This is a genomic window from Caulobacter sp. HJHS_5, assembly GCF_056683955.1.
Genome location: NZ_JBWZNC010000003.1, coordinates 224,176 through 247,295 on the forward strand (window position 1 = coordinate 224,176; position 23,120 = coordinate 247,295).

Sequence of the window (23,120 nt, forward strand, 5' to 3'; positions counted from 1 at the left end):
GGGCGGTTTGATGACAATCGCGGCGGAAGCGCGCTAAAGCCGGGGCATGTCGATCGGCCTCTTCGATTCCGGCGTCGGCGGCCTCTCGGTCGCCCGCGCCCTGGTGGACCGCCTCCCGGACGCGGACTTCGTCTACCTCGCCGACCAGGCCAACGCCCCCTACGGCGGCCGCCCCGGCGAGGAGGTGGTCGATCTCACCCGCGCCGGCTGCGAGCGGCTGTTCGATGAAGGCGCCGGCCTGGTGGTCCTCGCCTGCAACACCGCCAGCGCCATCGCCTTGCGCCGCCTGCAGCAGACCTGGCTGCCCGGCCATCGCAAGGCGCTCGGCCGGCCGGTCAATGTACTGGGCATCATCGTGCCGACCATCGAGGCCGCCACCGGCCTGCCCTGGGAACACGAGGCGGAGCGGCGCGGCGACAAGGTCGAGGCGCTCGACATCCTCGGCGTGTTCTCGACCCCCGGCACGGCGGCCAGCCGGGTCTATGAGATCGAGATCGACAAGCGCCGGCAGGACGTGGCGGTGTTTTCCGAACCCTGCCCCAACCTCGCCCGCCTGATCGAGAGCGGCGCCGAGCGCGCCCTGCTGGCCGAGGAGATCGCCGGTCATGTCGAGGGCCTGCGCCGCCGCATCGGCCGCCATCCCGACCGCGCCATCCTCGGCTGCACCCACTATGAGATCGTCGCCGACCTGTTCGTGGCCGCCCTGCCCGAAGGCACGCCCCTGATCCACCAGCCGGCCGCCACGGCGGAGGCCCTCGGCCTCTATGCCGAGCGGCATCCGGAGCTGGATATCGGGACGGGCGGCGCCCGCCGTTTCCTCACCACGGGAACGCCGGGTCCGCAGAGCGCGCTCGTCGCGGAATTCTGGGGCGGGCCGGTAAGCTTCGAGGCGGCGTAAGTTCCCTTCCCCCTCGAAGGGGGAAGGGCCAGGGTTGGGGGTGTCGGCAGGGCCGGTCAGGACAGGATCGAGAGGCGGAGCCCAATAGCGTCTTCAAGGACATACACTGCACGCACCCTCACCCCTGCCCCTCTCCCTTCGAGGGAGAGGGACTTCAACTAAGGCCGCCCGCCCACCTTCTCCCACTCGGCCTCGAACCAGGGCGCCAGCCGCCGCAGCGCCTCCTCGACCTCCGGCGTCGAGACCGCGAAACTGAAACGCAGGAAGCGGCCGCCGTCGACGGGGTCGAAGTCGACGCCGGGGGCCGTCGCCACCCCGGTCTCGCGCAGCAGGCGCTCGCAGAAGCCCAGGCTGTCGTTCGTCAGCCCGCCGATGTCGGCATAGATGTAGAAGGCGCCGTCCGGCGGGGCGATGCGCCGCAGGCCGAGCGCCGGGAGGGCCTGCAGCAGCAGGGCGCGGTTGGCGCGATAGGTCTCCAAGTGGCCGTCGAGTTCCTCGCGGCTGTCCATCGCCACCAGGCCCGCGTGCTGCGCCAGCGACGGCGGGGTCAGGAACAGGGCGCCCATGACGTCGGAGGCGCGGTCGGCCTCGCGCGGCGGAACCACCATCCAGCCCAGCCGCCAGCCGGCCATCGAGTAGTATTTCGAGAAGCTGTTGATGACGACGGCCTCGGGCTCGAACTCCAGCATCGAGCGGGCCGGGTCGCCGTAGACCAGCCCGTGGTAGATTTCGTCGGAGATGATGCGGATGCCGCGCCGGCGGCAGACCTCGGCGAGGGCGGCCAGCTCCGGCCCAGGGATCACCGTTCCGGTCGGGTTGGCCGGGCTGGCGATCAGCACCGCATCCGGCGCCGGATCGAGCGCCTCAAGGGCGGCGGCCGAGAGCTGGAAGCCTTCGGCGGCGCCGCATTCGATCTCCAGAGCGTGCATGGAGAGGGCGCGGATGCAGTTGCGGTAGGCCACATAGCCGGGCCGGGCGATGGCGATGGTCGCCCCGGCGGCGAACAGGGTGGTCAGCGCCAGCACCAGGCCGGCGGAGGCGCCGTTGGTCAGGGTCACCCGCTCGGGCGCCACCTCGACGCCGTAGGTCTCGGCGTAGTGGCGGGCGATGCGTTCCTTCAGGGGCGCGCTTTCCCAATAGCCCATGGCCTCGCGATCGAGCACCTGATGCGCCAGGGCGACCGCCGCCTTCGGCGCGCCGGTCGATGGCTGGCCGAACTGCATGTGGATGACGCTGCGGCCGTCCGCCTGCAGCTGGTGGGCCAGGCGGTTGATGGCCATGGCGTGATAGGGGGCGACGGGTGTCGGCATGACCCCGACCTAAGCCCAAGCGCCGGCCGCGCCAAGGGCGCTGGCCGAAGGTCCCGTCGAAACCGGGAAGGTCTCCGCATCCCCTCCATCGACAGGGAGGGGACGCAGGACGACTCCTCGCCAGGGCGGCGCTAGGCGGCGGCGAGTTCGCCGCGCAACACGGCGCTGACGGCATTGACCGTCGCGGCGATGCGCAGGGCGGCCTGGATCTGCTGGGCGGCGACGCCGCGCTTCTTCAACTCTTCCTCGTGGCTGTCGAGGCACATGCCGCAGCCGTTGACGGCCGAAACGGCGGTGCACCACAGCTCGAAGTCGGTCTTGTCGACGCCCGGGTTGGCGATGATGTTCATCCGCAGCCGCGCCGGAAGGGTCCGGTACTCCTGGTTCTTCAGGAGGTGCAGGGCGCGGTAGTAGACGTTGTTCATGCCCATGATCGCCGCGGCCGCCTTGGCGGCGGTGGCGGCTTCATCGGACAGGCCGGCCGCCTTGGCCGCCGCCTCGATGGCCTTGACCACCGGCGGCACGCCCACGGCGTGGGCCGAGGCCAGGAACGCGCCCCACTTCTGCTGGTCGGTCAGCAGGGTCTCGCCGGCGAGCGACGACAGGTTGAGGCTGATATCCTTGGCGTAGGCGGGGATCGTCTCGCGCAGCGCGTCGAGCGACATGGGCGGGCTCCTGAATCAGAAGGAATGAATGTCCGGGGGCGCGGGGGGAGGGACCGGCCCCCGGACGACAAGACGACTTAAGCGGCTCTGGAGCGCTTAGGCGGCCTTGAGGGTGTCGCCGCCCACCGCGCGGTTGCAGGGGCAGAGTTCGTCGGTCTGCAGCGCGTCCACCACGCGCAGAGTGTCCTGCGGGGCGCGGCCAACGTTGAGGTTGGTCACATAGACGTGCTGCACGACGTTGTGCGGATCGACCACGAAGGTGGCGCGCAGGGCGACGCCTTCAGCCTCGTCAAGGATGCCGAGGGCGCGGGCGAACTTGCCGCCGTTGTCGGCGAACTGCCAGATCGGCAGGCTGGTCAGATCGGGGTGCTCACGGCGCCAGCCGAGCTTGGAGTGCTCGTTGTCGGTCGAGCCGCCGAGGACGACGGTGTCGCGGTCCTCGAAGTCCTTGGCGAGGGCGCCGAAGGCGGTGATTTCGGTCGGGCACACGAAGGTGAAGTCCTTCGGGTAGAAGAAGATGACCTTCCACTTGCCCGGAAAGCTTTCGCCGGTGACGGTTTCGAAGGCGCTTTCGCCGTTTTCTTCGTGCTTGTTGAACTTGGGCTTCACGCCCACGATCTTGAAATCGGGAAGCTTTTCGCCGACGCCGAGCATGTGTCTCTCCTTGAAGCGGGTAAGGCGGGCGCTGGGGCGGCGTCCGCTGCAGGGAGACAGATAGGCGCTCGGCCGCCTTACAGCCAATCGATAGTTTCTTGAAATTCGATAGAGCAGGCCTATATCGTCAACCATGCTCCTGCCCACCCTGCGCCAACTGCAATATCTGAAGCTGCTGGTCGAGCATGGCTCGTTCAGCCGCGCCGCCGAGGCCGCTCACGTCACCCAGCCGACCCTCTCGGCCGGCATCCAGGAGCTGGAGCGGGTGATCGGCGCCCCGGTGGTCGACCGCGCCCGCTCGGGCGTGATCCTCACCGCCGCCGGGCAGGAGGCGGCGAGCCGCGCCGAGGCCATCCTGGCCCAGGCCGAGGACCTGGTGCAGGCCGCCCGCGGGGCCGGCGAGCCCCTGGCCGGTCGCTTCCGCCTCGGCGTCATCCCGACCATCGCGCCCTTCCTGCTGCCCGAGGCCCTGCCGCAACTGCGTCGCCGCTTCCCCAAGCTGCGCCTGTTCCTGCGTGAGGATCTGACCAGCCGCCTGGTCTCGGCCCTGAAGGCGGGCGCCCTCGACGCCGCTCTCATCGCCCTGCCCTACGACCTCTCCGGCCTGCACTATGCTCACGTCTCCGACGACGAACTGCTGGCCGCCGTGCCCGCGGATCACCCGCTCGCCGACAGGAAGAAGATCGCCCCCGAGACCATGGAAGGCGACGACCTCATCCTTCTGGAAGACGGCCACTGCCTGCGCGAACACGCCCTGGCCGCCTGCGGCCTGGAGCCGCCCAAGGCCGGCGCCGACGAGAACTTCGCCGCCACCTCCCTGCCGACGCTGGTGCAGATGGTCGGCTCGGGCCTCGGGGTGTCGTTCCTGCCGGCCATGGCGGTGAAGGCGGGCCTGGCCGAGGCGGCTCACGTCGCCGTCCGCCCCCTGCAGGCCGATCACCCCAGCCGCGAGATCGTCGTCGCCTGGCGCGCCGGCTCCAGTCGGGGAGTCGAAGGCCGCCTGCTGGCCGAAACCCTGAGGGCCGCCTAACCGGCCTCGTCCTCCAGCCGGTGGATGTCGTCGTCCGACAGGCCGAAGTGGTGGCCGATCTCGTGCACCAGCACGTGAGAGATCAGCTCGCCGAGCGGCAGATCGCCACGCTCGGCCCATTCGTCGAGGATCGGCCGCCGATAGAGGAATACCATCGAGGCCTGGGGCGAGGGATCGAACACCGTGCGGCGCGAAAGGTCGACGCCCTGGTAGAGGCCCGTCAGTTCGAAGGCGTCCTCGATGCCGAGCGAGTCCAGCACCTCATCGGTCGCGAAGTCCTCGACGCGGAACAGCACATCGCCGGTCAGCTGGCGAAAGCCCTCCGGCAGAGCGGCGAAGGCGGCCTCGGCGAGGCGGGCGAAATCGTCGAGGGACGGGGCGACGAGAGCGGCCAGGGCGTCGGCGGCAGGCGCTTGGGTCATGGTTTGCAGATAAACCGAAAGCGCCGCTTCGCCAGGGGCTTGCGAAAACCTATGGTGGCCGGGGTGATTCGGGCGTCGGCGTGGGAGCATGGCTTCCGGGCGCCGGTGATAAGGGACAGGCCTTGACGGGAGCGGACCTCATGCTGGCCGCGGCGGCCGGCGCCATCTGCCTGGCGATCTGCGCCACGCTGTGGGCGATCGTGCAGCGCCGCCAGGCCGACTGGCGGGTCGCCGGCCTGCAAAGTCGTATCGCCGAGATCGAAACCCAGGCCATGGCGGCCAACGCCTCGACCGAGGCCTTCGACTGCGCGCTGCTGGCGGTGGAGAACGGAAACGCCGAACTCGCTTCCGGCGCCGAAAGCCTCACCGCCTGCGCCGAGGCCCTCGACGCCGAGGCCGAGCCCCAGGCCGTGGTCAACGCCCTGATGCGCGCCGATCCCGACCACGCCCGCCGCCTGCGCGCCCTGTTCGAACGCGGCGAGCCCTGCGCCTTCGAGGCGCTCGGCCCGCACGGCGCCGTCTCGGTGGAGGGCCGCGCCTCCGGCGCTCTCGCCTGGCTGCGGCTCGCCGCCCTGGCGCCGCACGCCTCCGCCCTGCCGACCGCGGCCCGCTTCGCCGCCTTCCTCGACGCCCGGCCGGAGCCCGCCTGGATCGCCGCCGCCGACGGCTCGGTCACCTGGGCCAACAAAGCCTGGCTGGCCGCCGTAGACGCCAAGAACCTGGCCGACGCGCAGGCCCGCGGCCTCGCCTTCGACCGCGACGCCGAGACCCTCTCCAGCGAGGCCTCCAACCTCGGCCAGAGCCGCGAGATGCTGCGCTGGACCAGCGCCGGCGGCCGCCGTCGCGCCTTCCGCTTCGTCGCCGAGCCCCTGGAAGGCGGCGGCGCGGGAGTGTGGAGCTTCGACGTCACCGAACCGGAGGAGTTGCGCGAGGCCTTCAAGCGCCACGTCGCCGCCCACGACGAGACCCTGGACCACATCGCCGAGGCGGTGGCGATCTTCAGCCAGCAGCGAACCCTGTTGTTCCACAACGCCGCCTTCGCCGAGCTGTGGGGCCTGGAGCCGGCCTGGCTGGCCGAGGGCCCGACCCATTCGGAGATGCTCGACCGCCTGCGTCAGCGCCGCCGCCTGCCTGAGACCGTCGACTACGCCAAGTGGAAGGCCGCCGAACTCGGCCGCTACGAAGCCCTCGGCCCCCAGGCCGACGATCTCTGGACCCTGCCCGACGGCCGCACCCTGAAGGTCGTCCACCAGACCCACCCGCTCGGCGGCCTGCTGGTGCTGTTCTCCGACATCACCGGCGAGCTGCGCTTGAAGGCCCAGTACAACGCCCTGATCCAGGTGCAGCAGGCCACGCTGGACAAGCTCAACGACGCGGTCGCGGTGTTCGGCTCCGACGGGCGCCTGCGCCTGCACAACGAAGCCTTCGAGCGTTTCTGGAATATCGAGCCCGGCCTGCTCAGTGGGCCGGTCGACTTCGAGACCGTGGTCGAGATGTGCGTGCCGCGCCTGCACGACCTGTCGTTCTGGCGCGAGCTTAAGGGCCGTGTCGCCGACCCCGATCCCCAGGCCCGCGCCCCGCTCTCGGGCGAGGAGCGCACCGGCGACGGGCGGATCATCACCTACCAGTCGCGGCCCCTGCCCGACGGCGCGACCCTGATCGCCTTCGTCGACATCACCGACACCCGCCAGCTGGAAAGCGCCCTGGCCGACCGCTCCCAGGCCCTGGCCGAGGCCGAGCGGCTGAAGCGCGACTTCGTCGGCAACGTCTCCTATGAGCTGCGCACTCCGCTGACCACGATCATCGGCTATTCCGAGCTGCTGGAACGCACCGGCGAGAGCCTGTCCGAGCGCGGCCGCAGCCACGTCGCCTCGGTGCGCGCCGCCGCCACCCAGCTGGCCCGCTCGATCGACGACGTGCTCGACATGGCGACCATCGACGCCGACGAACTGGCGCTGGAGAACGAGGAGATCCGCGTCGACGAGCTGCTGGTCGAGGCCTGCGCCCGCTGGGCGGCCGAGGCGGAAGGCGCCGGCGTCAGCCTGTCGTGCGACGCCGACACCGACGTCGGCCTGATCCGCGGCGACCGCCGCCGCCTCGCCCAGGTGATCGACCACCTGGTGGAGAACGCCCTGCGGCAGACCCCGCCTGAAGGAAAGGTCAGTCTCGGCGCCCGCCGGGCGGTGGGCGAGGTGCGCCTGCAGGTGGCCGACACCGGCCGGGGCATCCCCTTCCACACCCAGGCCCACATCTTCGACCGCTTCACCACGCGCGATCGCGGCGGCCCGGGCCTGGGCCTGGCCCTGGTCAAGGCGCTGGTCGAACTGCATGGCGGTTGGGTGGCCCTGGAGAGCGAACCGGGCCACGGCGCGACCTTCACCTGTCACCTGCCGGAAGCCGTCGCCGCCGGCTCGGCCAACCAGGCCGAACTCGGCCTCTAGAAAGCGAAAAGGCGCGGTCCGAAGACCGCGCCTCATAGATCAGTCGCCACCCCCGCCGGCGGGAGCGCCGCCGCCAGCGGGCCTGGCGGGCGGCGCCGGGAAGGGTCGCGTGTTCGTCGAGATGCTCCAGCGATAGAGGCCTTGCGGCCGCACCGAGGCGGTGATGATCCGGCCGTCCTTGAGAGCGGTGACGGACTCGGGGCTGAGCGTGCCGGCCCCCGTCCACGGCGCCGAGTTGCCGAGCGGATCGGGGATGAACCACTTCACCTCGCCGGTCCGGGCGCTGCCGACGTGGGTGCCTTTCACGAACGAATTGCCGTTGCCCGTGCCGGTCTGCGAGTCGGCGACGTAGAGGTTGTCGTCGTCGTCGATCATCAGGCCTGTCGGCTTGCCGAAGTGCGGCCACACCGCCAGCATCTTGCCCTCGGTGTCGTAGATCTGGATCACGTTGTTGGCCCGGTTGGCCACGAAGATGCGATCCTGGCTGTCGATCTCGATCGAATGGCTGCAGTCGATCTGGCGCGCCTGCGACGGGTGGCAGCTGCGCCATTCCATCAGGTACTTGCCGTTCTTGTCGTACTTGGCGATCCGGTTGTTGGCCGGCGGGCTGTCATGCGCATCGGCGACATAGATGTTGCCCTTGCTGTCGACGACCACGTCGGACGGCTGGCTGAGCAGCTCGGGGCCGCTGCCGTAGATTCCCGGCTTGCCGATCCGCAGCAGGATCTTGCCGTTCTGATCGAACTTGATCACCTGCGCGCCGCCCGGATACTGCGGCGGCGTCTTCGGGGCCGGGATGTTGCCGTTGGCCATCACGTTCGACCAGGTGTCGGTCACCCAGATGTTGTTGTCCTTGTCGACGAACAGGCCGTGCGGGTAGTTGATGATGTTCTTGCCGAACATCTTCTTGATCTTCCCGTCCTCGCCGATCTTCATGATCATATCGACGCTCTGCCCTTCGCAGGCGTTGATCCCGCCGCAGCGCTCGGCGATCCAGATCGAGGTGCCGTCGCGGTCCGTGTCGATGGCGCTGATTCCGCCCAGGAAGCGGCCCGGCGGCATCTGGTACCAGTTCATGTCGGCGACGTAGGGGTTCTGCAGCTGCTTGTCGAAATCCGACCGCAGCGAGACCGCCCAGTTGAACGGGGCGGCCTGACCGCCGCCACCGCCCCGGCCCTGCCGGGCCAGGATTTCCGCGTCGGTCAGCGGCGGCATGTCCGGCAGCGGGGGTTGCGGGGTCGAGGGCGTCTTGGCCGGGGCCGCGTTCTGCGCGACGACAACCGCCGTTGGAACGGCGACGGCTATGGCGGCCGTCGCCAGCAGCAGCCCGGTGAAGCGGCGAAGCTTACTCATGTAGTACCTCCCTATGGTCTGGTCTCAGCACCGCCGGTCCGTGGACACCGGCGATCTGGCCATTGATCCTTGGCGCGCACAGCGGGTTCGCGCGCCGGGCGAGGAGATCACAGGAGACGCCGTCATAAGATTTCAGCCAGGCGAACAGGTCTCAATCCTTGAGAGATTGAGCGAACATCGGTCTGAATCCGAGAGCCGAGGTCCTTAGTGCTGCCGCTCGGGCAGGCGGACGATCAGGCCATCGAGTTCGGCGGTGACGCGAATCTGGCAGGAGAGCCGCGAGTTCGGCTCCACCTCGTCGGCGAAGTCGAGCATCGACTCCTCCATCGCCGAGGCCTTGCCGGTCCGCTCGCGCCAGGCCTCGTCGACATAGACATGGCAGGTGGCGCAGGCGCAGGCGCCGCCGCAGTCGGCGTCGATGCCCGGGATGTTGTTCTTCACCGCGCCTTCCATCACCGACAGGCCGGGGCGGACCTCGATCTCGTGTTCACGCCCGTCGTGCTCGATGTAGGTGATCTTCGCCATGGTCGTCCGTCGCTGGCGCGCGCACTCGCGCGCCCTAGTTACCTGCGGCGACCTCTTTCATGGAAACGGCCATATCCGCAAGCTTCGCGGGGTCGACGCGAGCCTGGCGGCCGATCATCTGGCGTCCGCCCATGAACTCCGGCGGGGCGTTGACCGCCTCGACGGCGGTCAGCACGCCCTCGCGCAGGTGGAAGACGGCGAAGCGGCCGGCGGCGGGGTCGCCCCGCACCACGATCTCGTCGGCCCCGTCGGCCAGGCCCGCCATCTGCAGCTTCAGGTCGTATTGGTCCGACCAGAACCACGGCACTTCCGGTGGCGGAGCCGGGCGGCCGGCGATAGCGCTGGCGGCCTGCTTGGCCTGCTCCAGCGCGCTGGGCACGCTTTCGAGACGCAGATCGCGGCCGTGAAGCGGCATCGGCCGCCAGGTGCAGTCGCCGATGGCGAAGATCGCCGGGTCGGAGGTCCGCGCCTCGCCGTCGACCACCACCCCGTCGGCCAGGGCCAGGCCGCAGCCGGCGGCCAGTTCGACGTTCGGCACGGCGCCGACGCCGACCAGGGCCACGTCGCAGGGCAGGCTCGCGCCATCGGCCAGGCGCACGGCGGCCACCCGCCCATCGACCCCGTCGAAGCCCGTCACCCGCGCGCCGAGATGGAACCGCACCCCCTTGGTCGCGTGATAGCCCTGGAAGAATCCGCTGAGCGTGCGGCTGGCGACGCGGGCCAGCACCCGGTCCTCACGCTCCACCACCGTGACCTCGGCGCCGAGGGCCAGGGCCGAAGCCGCCGCCTCCAGTCCGACATAGCCGCCGCCGACCACCACCAGCCGCCTGCCGGGCCCGAGCGACGTCTTCAGCGCCTCGGCGTCGGCGGCGCTGCGCAGCGACAGCACGCCGGAAAGCGCCGCGCCCCGGACCGGCAGCGGTCGCGCGCGGGCGCCGGTGGCCAGGATCAGGATGTCGTAGGGCAACCGCTCCCCGTCGACCAAGGTGACCTTTCGCTCCATGCGCTCGATGGAGGCGACGGGGGCCGACAGCCAGAGATCTATACCCGCCTCGGCGTACCATTCGGCGGGCTTCAGGGTCAGGGCGTCCTCGTCCGCCTCCCCCTTCAGCCAGGCCTTGGACAGCGGCGGGCGCTGGTAGGGCGGAATCGGTTCTTCACCGATCAGGGCGATGGGTCCCTCGAACCCATACTGACGCAACAGGGCCGCCGCAGTGCCGCCCGCATGACCGGCGCCGACGATGAGTACGCGAGGGGAATCCGACATGCCGTCTCGTTGCGCCAAAGGCGCTTCGCGTCAATCGGGCCTCGGAAAATCAGGCGTCATGGACCGTCAGAGCGTCCTGCAGCATGCCGACCATCTGCGCCTTCAGGCTTGGCGGCGCCAGGATCTCGACATCGCGCCCCCAGGTGAACAGGTGCCAGGCCAGCTCGCGCATGCCGCTGGCGCTGAAACGGACCAGGGCCGTCTCATCGGGCTGCAGCTCCACGGTCTGGCGGGCGTGGAAACGCCAGTTCAGGGCGTCGCGGGCCCGCCCCTTGCCGATGCGCAGCACCACGTCCTGCACCTCGTCGTGATAGATGCCGAAGCTCTGGTCGGCGAAATCCTGCAGGGAGAAGCCGTTCGGCGGCGCGGCCGGACGGTCCAGCACCTGCGGCTCGCGCATCAGGTCCAGGCGGAAGGTCTTCGGCGCCTCCGATCCGGCCTCGGCGGCGACCAGATAGTTCGAGCGACCGAACAGCAGGCCGTAGGGCGTCACTTCCCGCGCCTCGCCCCGCCGGCTGCCGCCCTCGTAGCGGAACGACAGGGCCTGCAGGCTGACGATGGCCTGGCGGACAATCGAGAGCACCCCTTCGTCTTCAAAAGGCCGCGGGCCGGCGTGCACGGCGATGGCCTCGGCCTGGACCAGGGCCTCAAGGTCGGGCGCCAGGCGGCGGCGCGCTCCGGCGCGCAGGGCCGACAGCACCTTCTGCTCCAGCGTGCGCAGGGCGGCGGCGGTCGAGCCGCCCGAGGCGTCGGCGGCGCGGCGCAGGGCGGCCATTTCCTCGGCGGTCGGGGTCTGGAACAGACTGTCGAGGCCGGCGGGGATGCGGAATCGCCGGGTCGGCGGGTCCTCGACGATCTCCACCGGGAAAAGATCGTTCAGCGCGTCGCGCATGCGTTCGATCGTCCGCCTGCCGAGGCCCATGCGCTCGGTCATCTCGTCGAGGGTCAGGCCCTCGGCGGAGCTCGCCAGCATGCGCGCCAGCTCCAAAAGGCCCGCGGCTTTCTCGTGTCGCATAGGTGCGTCCGTTTCTGACGTTTCAATGGAACAAAACGTTATTCGACACGGAACGCAACCCCGAACCGAGATTCCACCGATGGCCAGTCACAACTATCGCCGCCCCGCTCAACGCCGCAGCTTCGCCGCCGCCTACGCGCCCTACGCCAAGCGCGCGACGCCGACGGCTCAGTCGATGGCCCAACGCACCCTGCTCTCGGGCGAGACCATCTCCAACATCCTGCGCTTCGCCGACATCGAGGAAGATCTCGGAGGCGGCCGGGTGCTCAACAAGCTGTCGGCCGACCGCCTGCAGGACGCCGAAGTCCGCGCCGTCTTCGGCCCGGACCTGGCGCGCGCCGCCAAGGTGTCGGTGGTGTGGGACGAACGCGAAGGCCAGATCGCCCGCGTCTACGACGGACTGATGGCCGCCTAGGCGATAACGCACCGCCCGCCCTCGACCCGGTAGCGATACCAGGCCTCCAGGCGCGCATCGACGAAGCGCACCGGGCAGACCACCGTCCGGCCGCCTTCGAAGCTGATCACCACCCGCCCGCCGCCCCGGCAGTCCGAACGGCGGCGCAGTTCGAAGCCCCGCGCGGTCCACGCCAAGGCTTCCGGCGGCCGACCGCAGAGCTCCAGCCGCGCCGCCGTCGCGCCGGGATCGACCACGATCACCTCGAAGCGATTCCGCAGGGCGCAGCCGGCCAGCAGCAGGCCGGCTGCGAGCATCAGCCGCCTCATCCTTCCAGATCCGACTTCAGCCGATGCAGCAGCCCGGCCGCTTCGGCGGCGTAGGGTGCGATCCAGCGGGCGTGCACCTCCTGGATCGGCGCGACGTCGAGGTGGTTCCAGCGCACCCGCCCGTCGCGGGCGGCGATCAGCAGCCCCGCCTTCTCCAGCACCCCGAGGTGCTGCATCACCGTGCAACGATCGAGATCGCCCTCGAAGCGGGCGCAGAGCTCGCCGGTGGTCCGCGGTCCGTCCTTCAGCACATCGAGAATCCGCCGCCGCCGACGGTCGGCCAGCGCCTTGAACACCAGGTCGGCCTGGTCCTCGGCGTCGACGGTCTGCGAATCGGCGGTTGACATGTTATAGTCTTATAACATTTATTGTCGGGCGACTACCGGAGAGCCATCTCAAGGGAGAGACCGCCATGCCCCAAGCCGTTGAAACCGACACGGACGCTATCAAGCCCGAGTTCACCGTCTCGCTGAAAATCCGCAAACCGGTCGCCGAGGTGTTCGACGCGGTGGCCGACGACAAGAAGCTCGCCGGCTATTTCATCGCCGAGGCCTCCGGCCCGCTGGTCGCGGGGCGGACGGTGCAATGGAAGTTTCCGGAGTTCGACGAATTCTTCCCGGTCGAGGTCGTCGAGGTGACCCGACCCGAGCGCATCGTCCTGGCCTGGAAAGCGATGGATGGCGATTACAACACGCGGGTGGAGATGGCCTTCAAGCCGCTGGACGCCGCCAACACCATGGTCTCGATCCGCGAAAGCGGCTGGCGCGAAACCCCGGCCGGCTTCAAGGCCGCCTTCGGCAACGCGCCGGGCTGGATGCACATGATGTGCGGCCTCAAGGCCAGCCTGGAATACGGCATCAACCTGCGCGAAGGCGGGGCGTTTTGAAGGGGGTGCTTCGAGGCTCGCTCCGCTCGCACCTCAGCATGAGGACCTCAGGCGCTTGAAGTAGCCCTCATCCTGAGGCGCCGCGAAGCGGCTTCGAAGGACGAGGGCGGCTCCTCAAAACCCCGTCGGCGTCACCCAGAAGCTCTCTTCCCAGAACGCCCCCGGCGCCACGGTCTGCAGCTCCTTGTACTGGCCCTTCTGAGCCGCGTTCAGGGCGTTGGTGATCGCCACCATCGGCTCGAAGGCGATAAAGCCGCGCTCCGGCGGGGCCGGTTCGCCCTTGGTGGCGCTGAACGGGATCGGCGGGCCGACGCTGACCGGCGGCGGAGCGGGCGGACGCTGGCCCGAGGCCGGCGGCGGGCCGCCCTGGCCGGGCGTGCTGGGCGGCGGCGGGGCGGCGGTTGAATAGACCAGCACCGTCTTGATCTTAGGCCCGAGGGTGACCGCCACCTTCTGCTTCACGCCCGACATGCTGACCACGGCGCGCCCCTGGGCGTCGCGGGTGAAGTCGGTGAACACGTCGTCCAGCCGCTGGCCGGCCTTCAGCGACAGCGGAATCTTGGTCAGATCCTCCACGCCCCAGAACTTGGTCGACGGCTCGGTCTCGCCGGTCGGGATCACCCGCTGGTCGAGCAGCCAGTGCACCTTGGCCGGCACGCTCAGCGTCCAGTCGTTGCGCCCGGAGTCGGTGAGCTGGAAGTAGGGGTGGAAGCCGATCACCACCGGCATCGGCTCATTGGCCAGGTTGTCGATGCGCGTGCGCACCTCCATCACCCCGTTCGAAAGGCGATAGGTCATGGTGATGGTGTGGGCGAACGGCCACTGGGCCATGTATTGCGGGTATTTGTAGAACTCGAGCTTGCTGGTCAGCCAGGCGCCGTTGGCGTCGGCCTTGGCCTCGACCACCTTCCAGGCGTTGGTCCCGCTGAGGAAGCCCTGGCTCGGCACGGGGCCGCGCACGTTCCCCAGCTCCATGTCGAAATTGTACTTCTTGCCGTTGGCGTAGAAGCCCAGCTCGTCGAGGCGGTTGGCCCAGGGGGCGAGGAACGGTACGCCGTTCAGTCCGGGGCGAGCGCGCAGCTCGTCGAGGTCCTTCACCGCCATGCGGATGACGTTCTGGCCCTTGACGACCATCTCATAGGCGTTGTTGACCGGAGTCAGGACGGAGACCGTCGTGTCGGAGCCGTTGTCGCGCAGTTGCACGACGTCGCCCGTCGTCTTGACGCTGTAGCGGGCCTGAGCGGCGGCCCAGCCGGCGGGAACGAAAAACGCGAGGGCGCACAACGCCAACGACCACAGCCGCTTCATCCGAACCTCCCGCTCAGGGCCTCATCGACGGGCCCTGTATACAGTTTAGGTGTCGGCGGTTTGGCGACGAAAAGCAAGAGCCGGAAGCGCGGGCTTAGAGCGCCCGCTCGACCATCATCTTCTTGATCTCGGCGATCGCCTTGGCCGGGTTCAGCCCCTTGGGGCAGACCTGGGCGCAGTTCATGATCGTGTGGCAGCGGTAGAGCTTGAACGGGTCCTCGACGCCATCCAGGCGCTCGCCGGTCGCCTCGTCGCGGCTGTCGATCAGCCAGCGGTAGGCGTGCAGCAGGGCGGCCGGGCCGAGATACTTGTCGCCGTTCCACCAGTAGCTCGGGCACGAGGTCGAGCAGCAGGCGCACAGGATGCACTCGTAGAGGCCGTCGAGCTTCTCGCGGTCCTTCGGGCTCTGCAGCCACTCGGTGTCCGGCGTCGGGGTGGTGGTGTGCAGCCACGGCTCGATCGAGGCGTACTGGGCGTAGAACACCGTCAGGTCCGGGATCAGGTCGCGCACCACCGGCATGTGCGGCAGCGGGCTGATCTGCACGGCCTTGCCGGGCGTCTCGGCGTGGCCGTGGGTGCAGGCCAGGGTGTTGCGGCCGCCGATGTTCATGGCGCAGGAACCGCAGACGCCTTCGCGGCACGAACGGCGGAAGGCCAGCGTCGGGTCGATGACGTTCTTGATGTAGATCAGGGCGTCGAGGACCATCGGGCCGCACTGGCTCGTGTCGACGTCATAGGTGTCCCAACGCGGGTTGAGACCGGTCTCCGGATCGTAGCGGTAGATGCGGAAGGTGCGCACCTTGGCCCTGTCGGCGCCCTGCGGCGCCGGCCAGTGGCGGCCCGGCTGGACCTTGGAGTTCTTCGGGAGGACGAGTTCGACCATGACCTGTGCGCCCCCTTAGTAGACCCGCGCCTTCGGCGGGATGTAGTCGATCTCGTCGGTCATGGTGAAGTTGTGCACCGGCCGGTAGTCGATGCTCACCTTGCCGGTGTTCTCGTCGATCCAGGCGAGGGTGTGCTTCATCCACTCGGTGTCATTCCGCTCGGAGAAGTCCTCGCGGGCGTGAGCGCCGCGGCTCTCGGTGCGGTTCAGCGCGCCCTCGACGGTGACGACGGCCTGGCCGATCAGGTTGTCGAGCTCGAGGGTCTCCACGAGATCGGTGTTCCAGATCAGGGTGCGGTCCTGCACCGAAAGGTCGGCCTTGCCGGCGAACACCTTGGCCATCCGCTCCGCGCCGCTCTTCAGGCTCTCGCCGGTTCGGAACACGGCGGCGTCTTCCTGCATGGTGCGCTGCATCTCCAGACGCAGCTTCGCGGTCGGGGTGCCGCCGTTGGCGTTGCGGAAGCGGTCGAAGCGGGTCAGGTGGCCGTCGGTCCAGGCGTCCTTCATGTCGGGCTGGGTCGCGCCCGGCTTCAGGATGTCGCCGCAGCGCAGGCCGGCCGCGCGGCCGAACACCACCAGGTCGGTCAGGCTGTTGGAGCCCAGGCGGTTGGCGCCGTGCACCGAGACGCAGGCCGCCTCGCCCACGGCCATCAGGCCGGGGATGATGCTGTCCGGGTCGCCGCCGGCCTTGGTCACCACCTCGCAATGGAAGTTCGTCGGGATGCCGCCCATGTTGTAGTGCACGGTCGGCAGCACCGGGATCGGCTCGCGGGTCAGGTCGACGCCGGCGAAGATCTTGGCGGTCTCCGAAATGCCCGGCAGGCGCTCGGCCAGGGTTTCCGGCGACAGGTGATCCAGGTGCAGGAAGATGTGGTCCTTGTTCGGGCCCACGCCGCGACCCTCGCGAATCTCCAACGTCATCGCCCGGCTGACCATGTCGCGCGGAGCCAGGTCTTTCACGGACGGCGCATAGCGCTCCATGAAGCGCTCGCCCTCGGAGTTGGTCAGATAGCCGCCCTCGCCGCGGGCGCCTTCGGTGATCAGGCAGCCGGCGCCGTAGATGCCGGTCGGGTGGAACTGCACGAACTCCATGTCCTGCAGCGGCAGGCCAGCGCGCAGGGCCATGCCGCCGCCGTCACCCGTGCAGGTGTGGGCGCTGGTGGCCGAGAAATAGGCGCGACCGTAGCCGCCGGTCGCCAGGATCACCTGCTGCGCCTGGAAGCGGTGCAGGGTGCCGTCGTCGAGCTTCCACGCGGTCACGCCCCGGCAGACGCCGTTGTCCATGATCAGGTCGAGCGCGAAATACTCGATGAAGAACTCGGTCCGTTTCGAGACGGCCTGGCCGTACATGGTGTGCAGCATGGCGTGGCCGGTGCGGTCGGCCGCCGCGCAGGTGCGCTGGATCGGAGCCTCTCCGTAGTTCTTGGTCATGCCGCCGAAGGCGCGCTGATAGATCTTGCCTTCCTCGGTGCGCGAGAAGGGCACGCCCCAGTGCTCGAGCTCGTAGACGGCGGCCGGCGCGTTGCGCGCCAGGTATTCGATGGCGTCCTGATCGCCCAGCCAGTCCGACCCCTTCACGGTGTCGTACATATGCCACTTCCACTCGTCGTGGCTCATGTTGCCGAGGCTGGCGGAGATGCCGCCCTGGGCGGCCACGGTATGGCTGCGGGTCGGGAACACCTTGGTGACGCAGGCGGTGCGCAGGCCGGCGGCGGCGCAGCCGAGGGCGGCGCGCAAGCCCGAGCCGCCGGCGCCGACAACGACGACGTCGAACTTGTGATCGATGAACTTGTAGGCCGCCATCAGGCTACGGCTCCCGTGAAGGCGACCTTGAGGATGCAGACGATGGCGACGACAGCGCCGAGGCCCCAGGCCAAGGTGTTGAGCAGAAGCAGCGCAACCAGGCTGCCGGGCTTATGGATGTAGTCCTCGATGACCACCTTCATGCCGATGCCCATGTGGTAGAAGGCGATGGCGATGAACAGCGTCGCCAGGACGATGTTCAGCGGCGACTGCAGCCAGGCGACCACGCCCTCGTAGGGCAGCGGCGCCAGGGCGATCACCGCATAGACGGCCCACAGCGACAGCGGCACAAGGGCGATCGAGGTGACGCGCTCGGCGATGAAATGGCCGGCGCCGTGCTTGGCGGAACCCTGGGCCTTGACGCGGGCTTCAGCGCTGCGAGCCATCAGAACACCCCCGTGTAGTAGGCCAGCCACCAGGCCACGACGGTGGCCACGATGGTGAAGGCGATCTCGGCCACGGCGATGGCGTCCGCCAGCTTCGGCTGGAAGCCGTAGCCGACGTCGTAGGTCAGGTGCCGCACGCCGTGGGCCAGGTGGTAGAAGATCGCCAGGGTCAGGCCGAACAGCGCGATCTTGCCGAGGAAGCCGGCCATCAGGGCGCGGAAGATGTCGTAGGCCTCCGGACCGCAGGCCAGCGACAGGGCGCCGCCCGCCAGGATCAGGGCCCCGAAATACAGGGCGCAGCCGGAGATGCGGTGCAGGATCGACGAGGCCATGGTGATGTGCCAGCGCCAGATCGACGTATGCGGCGACATGGGCCGGTCATTGGGACCCCGCGGACGCGGTCCGCTCGCAGCTTCACTCATGGGTGCGACAATGTCCCCACACTTGCCCCGGATATAGCGTGGCCGGTTTTAGTCCTGAGGGACCCGGTGTCAACGCGGCCTTGTGCAATGCAGCGGAGTTGAGAGCCGTTCGCAGACAGGGGGATACGCTTAGCTCCCTGCCCCGGACGCCAGTTCGCGGACGGCCGCGTTGGCTATGGTCAGCTTGGCGAAGCTCCAGCCGCCGCCAGCCTTTTCGATCTCTTCCACCGCGGTTCTCGCCGCGTCGGCCACCTCGGGCTTGAGGGCGGCCCAGGACTTGACGGCCTCGCGGGCGCGTTCGATGTCGCCGGCCTGCGGCCCGGCGGCGAACTCTACGATCGCTCCGGTGATCTGCGCCTGCTCGGCCAGCAGATCCTCGATCAGGCGGCGCACGGCCAGGCGTTCGAAGCTGTCGCCGGGCGTGAAGGCGCCCGCCGCCGCCCGCAGCCGGTCGATGGCGAAGGCCGCGCCCGCCTGGTGATAGAGGCGCGCCACGTTCTCCAGGGGCCAGCTGGAGCCGGCCGCCAGGTCCACGAGATCGGCGGTGACGGTCAGCGGCTGAAGGGCCGCTACGACCTGGGCCAGGTCCTCCGGCGCCCCGGCCTTGACGAAGGCCTTGGCGCGTTTGGCCAGGGCCTCCTTCTCGGTCGCCCCGAGCATGCCGGAGGTCAGCGGCTTCAGCCGAGCGATGGCCGGGCCGTAGGCGTCGACCAAGCCGCCGATCGAGACCCCGCCCCGGCCGGCCGCCTTGGCCCGGCGCGCCAGCCAGTAGGTCTGACCGCGCAGGGCGGTCGACAGGGCGCCGTAAAGCGCCAGTTGCGCGGCGGCCGGCGCCTTGCCGTCGAGGGCGTTCACCCGCGCCCAGAGGTCGTCGACGCCCAGCACCGTCCGCGCGGCCTCGAAGGCGGCGACCAGGACGTCGGTGGTGCAGCCCGCCGCCGCGCGCAGACGCCCCGGGAAGGTCGGGCCGCAGAGGTTCACCATCCGGTTGCCAACCACCATGGTGACGATCTCGCGCCGCAGCCGGTGACGCTTCATCTCGTCCTCGAACGCGCCGAGGCCGGCCGGGAAATAGGCCTTCAGCGTCGCCTCGAACCAGGGATCGTCCGGCGCCGCCCCGGCGACGATCTCGTCCTTCAGGTCCAGCTTGCCGTAGGCCAGCAGCACCGCCAGCTCCGGCCGGGTCAGCGGCTCTCCGGCTTGGGTCCGCTCTGTCATCGCCGCCGGAGTGGGCAGGCCTTCGACGGCGCGGTCGAGGCGACCGCGCTGCTCCAAGTTGGTCATGAAGCCGGCGTAGGCGTCCATGGCCCCGATCCCGTCGGCCTGCATCAGCGACAGGGCGAGGGTCTGGTCGTAGTTGTGGGCCAGCACGTGGGCGGCGACGTCGTCGGTCATCGAGGCCAGCAGCGCATCCCGCTCCTGGCGGGTCATGCTCCCGGCCCGCTCCACCTGGCCGACCAGGATCTTGATGTTCACCTCGTGGTCGGAGGTGTCGACGCCAGCCGAGTTGTCGATGGCGTCGGTGTTCAGCCGTCCCCCCGCTTGCGCATACTCGATGCGCCCCGCCTGGGTCATGCCGAGGTTGGCGCCCTCGCCCACCACCTTCACCCGCAGGTCCGGGCCGTCGATGCGGATGGCGTCATTGGCCTTGTCGCCCGCCTGGGCGTGGCTCTCGCGGCTGGACTTCACATAGTTGCCGATACCGCCGAAGTAGAGCAGCTCGGCCCGCGCCTTCAGGATGGCGGTCATCACCGTGAACGGGTCGGGCGCCTCGGCCTTGATGTCGAGCAGGGCCCGCGCCTCGGCGCTCAGCGGAATGGCCTTCAGACTGCGCGGATAGACCCCGCCGCCTTTGGAGATCAGGCTCTTGTCGTAGTCGTCCCACGACGAGCGCGGCAGGGCGAACAGCCGCGCCCGCTCCCTGAAGGAGAGCGCCGGATCGGGGGCGGGATCGATGAAGATGTGCCGGTGGTCGAAGGCCGCCACCAGCTTGGTCTGCTCGGAAAGCAGCATGCCGTTGCCGAACACGTCGCCCGACATGTCGCCCACCCCGACGCAGGTGAAGGGCTCGGCCTGGATGTCCTTGCCCAGCTCGCGGAAGTGGCGCTTCACCGCCTCCCACGCCCCGCGCGCGGTGATGCCCATGCCCTTGTGGTCGTAGCCGGCCGAACCGCCGGACGCGAAGGCGTCGCCCAGCCAGAAGCCGTAGTCCTCGGCCACGCCGTTGGCGATGTCGGAGAAGGTCGCCGTGCCCTTGTCGGCCGCGACCACCAGATAGGGGTCGTCACCGTCGTGGGCGATCACGCCTTCCGGCCGCACCGGCCGGCCGGCGGCGTCGAGGTTGTCGGTGATGTCCAAGAGGCCCGCGAGGAAGGTCCTGTAGGCCCGCACGGCCTCGGCGCGGGCCGCGTCCGGCGCGGCGCCGGCCGGGATCGCCTTCGGATAGAAGCAGCCCTTGGCCCCCACGGGCACGATCACCGCGTTCTTCACCTGCTGGGCCTTCACCAGGCTCAGCACCTCGGTGCGGAAGTCCTCGCGCCGGTCCGACCAGCGCAGGCCGCCCCGCGCCACCGGACCGAAGCGGGTATGCACCCCTTCGATGTGCGGCGCGGCTACATAGATTTCGCGATAGGGCTTCGGCGCCGGCAGGTCGGCCAGCTCGCGCGAGGCCACCTTGAAGCTGATGTAAGGCTTTGGCGTCCCATCGGGCCCGGTCTGGTAGAAGTTGGTCCGCTGGATGGCCCCCACCAGGGCGGCGATGCGGCGCAGCGCCCGGTCGGCGTCGAGGCTGGCGACGGCCTGCAGAGCGGCGGCGATCTCGCCCTGCAGCGCCTCGGCCTGCTCGGCGCGGGCCGCGACGTCCGCCCTGATGGCGGGGTCGAACTTCAGGCGGAAGAGATCGAGGATCAGGCGGGCGACGCCGGGATAGGCGCTCAAGGCCTCTTCCTGCACCTCCCGGCTGGGATCGAGGCCGCTCTGGCGGCGATAGCCGGCGAGGGCGCGGATCAGGGCGGCGTCCCGCGGCGGCAGGCCGAGCTCCAGCACCAGGCGGTTGAAGCCGTCGTTCTCGATCTGGCCGGTCCAGACGGCGACGAAGGCGTCCTCGAAGGCGTCCCGCACATCGTCGAACGACAGGTGTTCGCCGCGCTCGTCCTCCAGAATGAACTCATGCACCCACACATCGCGACCGTCGCGAGCGTCCGCTTCTCTTTCAGGAGCGCGAGGCGAAAGCTTGAAGCCCTCCTCGATCATCGCCTTCAGCCCCATGCGCTCCAGGATCGGCAGCACGTCGGCCAGGGGCGCGGCGGTCTTCGGGCGGTAGAGCTTGAAGCGGAACGTCAGGGCGGAATCGGCCGGTCGGCGGAAGGCCCGCACCCGCACCGCCTCGCCGCTCGCCTCCAGGGCTTCGACCTCGGCCAGGTCGATCAGCGCCTCGGCGGCGTCGTATTGGTCGCGATAGCCGGGCGGGAACGCCTCGCCCCAGGCGGCCAACTGGGCGGAGACGGCGGTGGCGCCGGCGCCCGAGGCCTTGGCCACGCCGCGCACGGCCGCCTCGAAGCGATCCTCCCAGGTGCGGGCGGCCTCGGCGATCTCGGCCTCGATGGCGATCAGGTCCGGCTCGGCGTGGTCGCCCGGCGTCACCCCGATGATGAAATGCACCCGCGCCAACGGCTGCTCGGAGAAGCTCGGATAATAGGCCGACACCCGGCCCCCGAAGGCCTTGGCCAGGATTTCCCCCACCCGCTTGCGCAGCCCCGAGCCATAGCGGTCGCGGGGGACGAACAGGATCACCGAAACGAAGCGGTCGAACGGATCGCGCCGGGCGAACAGCCGCACGCGCGGGCGGTCGTAGAGGTGCAGCACCCCCAGCGCCATCGACAGCAGTTCGTCGTCGCCGCTCTGGAACAGCTCGTCGCGCGGCCAGGTCTCGAGAATGTTGCGCAGGCGTTTTTCATTGTGCCCGCCCGGCGCGGCGCCGGAGCGTTGCAGCACAAGGGCGACCTTGCGGCGGATCAGCGGCACGTCGCGCGCCGGCTCCTCATAGGCCTCGGCCGTGAACAGGCCGACGAACCGCACCTCGCCCGAGGGTTTGCCGTCGTCGCCGTACCGGCGCACCCCGATATAGTCCATGTAGCCGCGCCGATGGACGCGGCTCAGCAGGTTGGACTTAGCCACCGTCAGCGGCGCGCCGATCTCGATCTGGCGGCGCAGCTGGGCGGAAAGCACCGCCGGCTCGCTGCCCCGGCGCAGCACCATCCGTTCGGGATCTCGCAGAACCCCGAGGCTCGCCTCGGGCTCGAAGAGCGGCTCCTCGGCCGCGTAGCCGCCCGAAGCGTCGCGCGGATAATCATAGACCCGCGCGCCCAGGAACACGAAGTGGTCGTCGTTCAGCCAGTCGAGGAACGCAAGGGCCTCTGTCACCGCCTCGCCTTCCGCCTCTGGCGAAGCCGCCAGCTCGGCGCGGCTGCGCGCCATCAGGGCGCGCATGGCGGCGAAGCCGTCCACCGCCTGGCGCACGTCGAGCAGGGCGCCGTTCATGCCTTGCACGAGCCCCGGGGCGCGGTCGTCGCCGACGCTGTCAAGGTGCACCTGAATCATCGACACGCCGCCGACGATCGGGTGGATCATGGCTCGAACCACGAAGCCGCCGTCGGCCACCTCGCTCATCACGCTGTCGACCAGGAACGGCCGGTCGTCCTGTGCGATCTCCAGCACGTCGAAGCCCAGATCGCGATCGCCGGCTCCGAGCGCCCGGCGCAGGCGCACCGCCGCCGGCTGGCCCGGGGCGAAGGCTCGGCCGAAGGTCCACAGCCCGGCCAGGAGGGCGCCGACGTCATCCTCGGTGAGGCCCGGGAGCTCCTCCGGCGCGCAGTCGGCGGCGGCCTGCCGGATGAAGTCCTCAGCGGCGGAGTTTGGGGCGGCGGGGTCCGGCGCCTTCAGGCCGGCGGCGGCCGTGAAGACGCGCCGCAGCGACTCGGTGGAAAGGGTTGCGCCGTTGCGCACGAGCGTTTCGCCGTCCATCGGCTTCCTCGCAATTTTTCTACCACGAACCTAGGCCATATGGGTGAAGGTTCAACGAAAAAGGCGAGGCCGCAGGCAAAACTTTTCCCAGATGCGGAAACGCCGCC

At 69.6% G+C, this 23,120-nt stretch carries 21 protein-coding genes; 5 read left to right on the top strand and 16 right to left on the bottom strand.

All coding sequences use genetic code 11. From position 1 onward, the window contains the following. Positions 1–46 precede the first annotated feature (46 nt). The gene (locus ACFLIT_RS07325; RefSeq protein ID WP_479910552.1) at positions 47–898 is read left to right on the top strand and encodes a glutamate racemase; all 852 of its coding nucleotides are present in this window, start codon (positions 47–49) and stop codon (positions 896–898) included. A 158-nt stretch (positions 899–1,056) separates the two neighbouring features. On the opposite strand, the gene ACFLIT_RS07330 is transcribed toward ACFLIT_RS07325, so the two are convergent. The 3 genes from ACFLIT_RS07330 to ACFLIT_RS07340 all read right to left on the bottom strand — a co-directional run bounded on the left by ACFLIT_RS07330 (position 1,057) and on the right by ACFLIT_RS07340 (position 3,527). After that, positions 1,057–2,208, bottom strand: a complete 1,152-nt coding sequence (locus tag ACFLIT_RS07330; protein WP_479910553.1) for a pyridoxal phosphate-dependent aminotransferase — start codon at positions 2,206–2,208, stop codon at positions 1,057–1,059. Positions 2,209–2,339: 131 nt separating this feature from the next. Further along, a complete protein-coding gene (gene ahpD / locus ACFLIT_RS07335) occupies positions 2,340–2,873 on the bottom strand; it encodes an alkylhydroperoxidase, AhpD family (RefSeq protein ID WP_479910554.1) in 534 nt (177 codons plus the stop codon). A gap of 96 nt (positions 2,874–2,969) precedes the next feature. Then, positions 2,970–3,527, bottom strand: coding sequence for a peroxiredoxin (locus ACFLIT_RS07340; RefSeq protein ID WP_479910555.1), 558 nt, complete (start codon positions 3,525–3,527; stop codon positions 2,970–2,972). A 133-nt stretch (positions 3,528–3,660) separates the two neighbouring features. On the opposite strand from ACFLIT_RS07340, the gene ACFLIT_RS07345 reads away from it, so the two are divergent. Continuing rightward, positions 3,661–4,557: a hydrogen peroxide-inducible genes activator gene (locus ACFLIT_RS07345; protein WP_479910556.1), complete on the top strand. Its 897-nt coding sequence runs from the start codon at positions 3,661–3,663 to the stop codon at positions 4,555–4,557. On the opposite strand, the gene ACFLIT_RS07350 is transcribed toward ACFLIT_RS07345, so the two are convergent. After that, entirely contained in the window at positions 4,554–4,979 is a 426-nt protein-coding gene (locus tag ACFLIT_RS07350; RefSeq protein WP_479910557.1) for a metallopeptidase family protein, read from the bottom strand. The two genes, ACFLIT_RS07345 and ACFLIT_RS07350, sit on opposite strands and share 4 nt — an antisense overlap. A gap of 122 nt (positions 4,980–5,101) precedes the next feature. Between ACFLIT_RS07350 and divL the strand changes: the two genes are divergently transcribed. Beyond that, on the top strand, positions 5,102–7,420 hold the full coding sequence (divL, locus tag ACFLIT_RS07355) for a cell cycle protein kinase DivL (RefSeq protein ID WP_479910558.1): 2,319 nt from the start codon (positions 5,102–5,104) through the stop codon (positions 7,418–7,420). Positions 7,421–7,459: 39 nt separating this feature from the next. On the opposite strand, the gene ACFLIT_RS07360 is transcribed toward divL, so the two are convergent. The 4 genes from ACFLIT_RS07360 to ACFLIT_RS07375 all read right to left on the bottom strand — a co-directional run bounded on the left by ACFLIT_RS07360 (position 7,460) and on the right by ACFLIT_RS07375 (position 11,580). Further along, positions 7,460–8,773: an NHL repeat-containing protein gene (locus tag ACFLIT_RS07360; RefSeq protein WP_479910559.1), complete on the bottom strand. Its 1,314-nt coding sequence runs from the start codon at positions 8,771–8,773 to the stop codon at positions 7,460–7,462. 204 nt (positions 8,774–8,977) lie between these two features. Next, complete coding sequence (locus ACFLIT_RS07365) at positions 8,978–9,298, bottom strand: 2Fe-2S iron-sulfur cluster-binding protein (RefSeq protein WP_479910560.1); 321 nt, start codon at positions 9,296–9,298, stop codon at positions 8,978–8,980. Positions 9,299–9,332: 34 nt separating this feature from the next. Further along, a complete protein-coding gene (locus tag ACFLIT_RS07370; protein WP_479910561.1) occupies positions 9,333–10,565 on the bottom strand; it encodes an NAD(P)/FAD-dependent oxidoreductase in 1,233 nt (410 codons plus the stop codon). A 49-nt stretch (positions 10,566–10,614) separates the two neighbouring features. Then, a complete protein-coding gene (locus ACFLIT_RS07375; protein WP_479910562.1) occupies positions 10,615–11,580 on the bottom strand; it encodes a helix-turn-helix transcriptional regulator in 966 nt (321 codons plus the stop codon). Between the two features lie 79 nt (positions 11,581–11,659). On the opposite strand from ACFLIT_RS07375, the gene ACFLIT_RS07380 reads away from it, so the two are divergent. After that, on the top strand, positions 11,660–11,995 hold the full coding sequence (locus ACFLIT_RS07380; protein ID WP_479910563.1) for a hypothetical protein: 336 nt from the start codon (positions 11,660–11,662) through the stop codon (positions 11,993–11,995). Here the strand turns inward: ACFLIT_RS07380 and ACFLIT_RS07385 are convergent. Further along, the gene (locus tag ACFLIT_RS07385) at positions 11,992–12,291 is read right to left on the bottom strand and encodes a hypothetical protein (protein ID WP_479910564.1); all 300 of its coding nucleotides are present in this window, start codon (positions 12,289–12,291) and stop codon (positions 11,992–11,994) included. The genes ACFLIT_RS07380 and ACFLIT_RS07385 overlap by 4 nt on opposite strands. A gap of 8 nt (positions 12,292–12,299) precedes the next feature. After that, on the bottom strand, positions 12,300–12,650 hold the full coding sequence (locus ACFLIT_RS07390) for an ArsR/SmtB family transcription factor (RefSeq protein WP_479910565.1): 351 nt from the start codon (positions 12,648–12,650) through the stop codon (positions 12,300–12,302). A 65-nt stretch (positions 12,651–12,715) separates the two neighbouring features. On the opposite strand from ACFLIT_RS07390, the gene ACFLIT_RS07395 reads away from it, so the two are divergent. Beyond that, a complete protein-coding gene (locus ACFLIT_RS07395; RefSeq protein ID WP_479910566.1) occupies positions 12,716–13,189 on the top strand; it encodes an SRPBCC domain-containing protein in 474 nt (157 codons plus the stop codon). Between the two features lie 114 nt (positions 13,190–13,303). Here the strand turns inward: ACFLIT_RS07395 and ACFLIT_RS07400 are convergent, their stop codons facing one another. The 6 genes from ACFLIT_RS07400 to ACFLIT_RS07425 all read right to left on the bottom strand — a co-directional run bounded on the left by ACFLIT_RS07400 (position 13,304) and on the right by ACFLIT_RS07425 (position 23,013). Next, positions 13,304–14,497, bottom strand: a complete 1,194-nt coding sequence (locus tag ACFLIT_RS07400) for an aldose 1-epimerase (RefSeq protein ID WP_479910567.1) — start codon at positions 14,495–14,497, stop codon at positions 13,304–13,306. A 94-nt stretch (positions 14,498–14,591) separates the two neighbouring features. Next, entirely contained in the window at positions 14,592–15,380 is a 789-nt protein-coding gene (locus ACFLIT_RS07405) for a succinate dehydrogenase iron-sulfur subunit (RefSeq protein WP_479910568.1), read from the bottom strand. 15 nt (positions 15,381–15,395) lie between these two features. Then, on the bottom strand, positions 15,396–17,183 hold the full coding sequence (gene sdhA, locus ACFLIT_RS07410; RefSeq protein WP_479910569.1) for a succinate dehydrogenase flavoprotein subunit: 1,788 nt from the start codon (positions 17,181–17,183) through the stop codon (positions 15,396–15,398). After that, positions 17,183–17,569 carry a succinate dehydrogenase, hydrophobic membrane anchor protein gene (gene sdhD, locus ACFLIT_RS07415; RefSeq protein WP_479910570.1) on the bottom strand — a complete coding sequence of 129 codons (387 nt, stop codon included), beginning with the start codon at positions 17,567–17,569 and terminating at the stop codon, positions 17,183–17,185. Before sdhD ends, sdhA begins: the two co-directional genes overlap by 1 nt. Beyond that, complete coding sequence (sdhC, locus tag ACFLIT_RS07420) at positions 17,569–17,940, bottom strand: succinate dehydrogenase, cytochrome b556 subunit (protein ID WP_479910571.1); 372 nt, start codon at positions 17,938–17,940, stop codon at positions 17,569–17,571. Before sdhC ends, sdhD begins: the two co-directional genes overlap by 1 nt. A 180-nt stretch (positions 17,941–18,120) precedes the next feature. Continuing rightward, entirely contained in the window at positions 18,121–23,013 is a 4,893-nt protein-coding gene (locus tag ACFLIT_RS07425; protein WP_479910572.1) for an NAD-glutamate dehydrogenase, read from the bottom strand. Between the last annotated feature and the right edge of the window lie 107 nt (positions 23,014–23,120).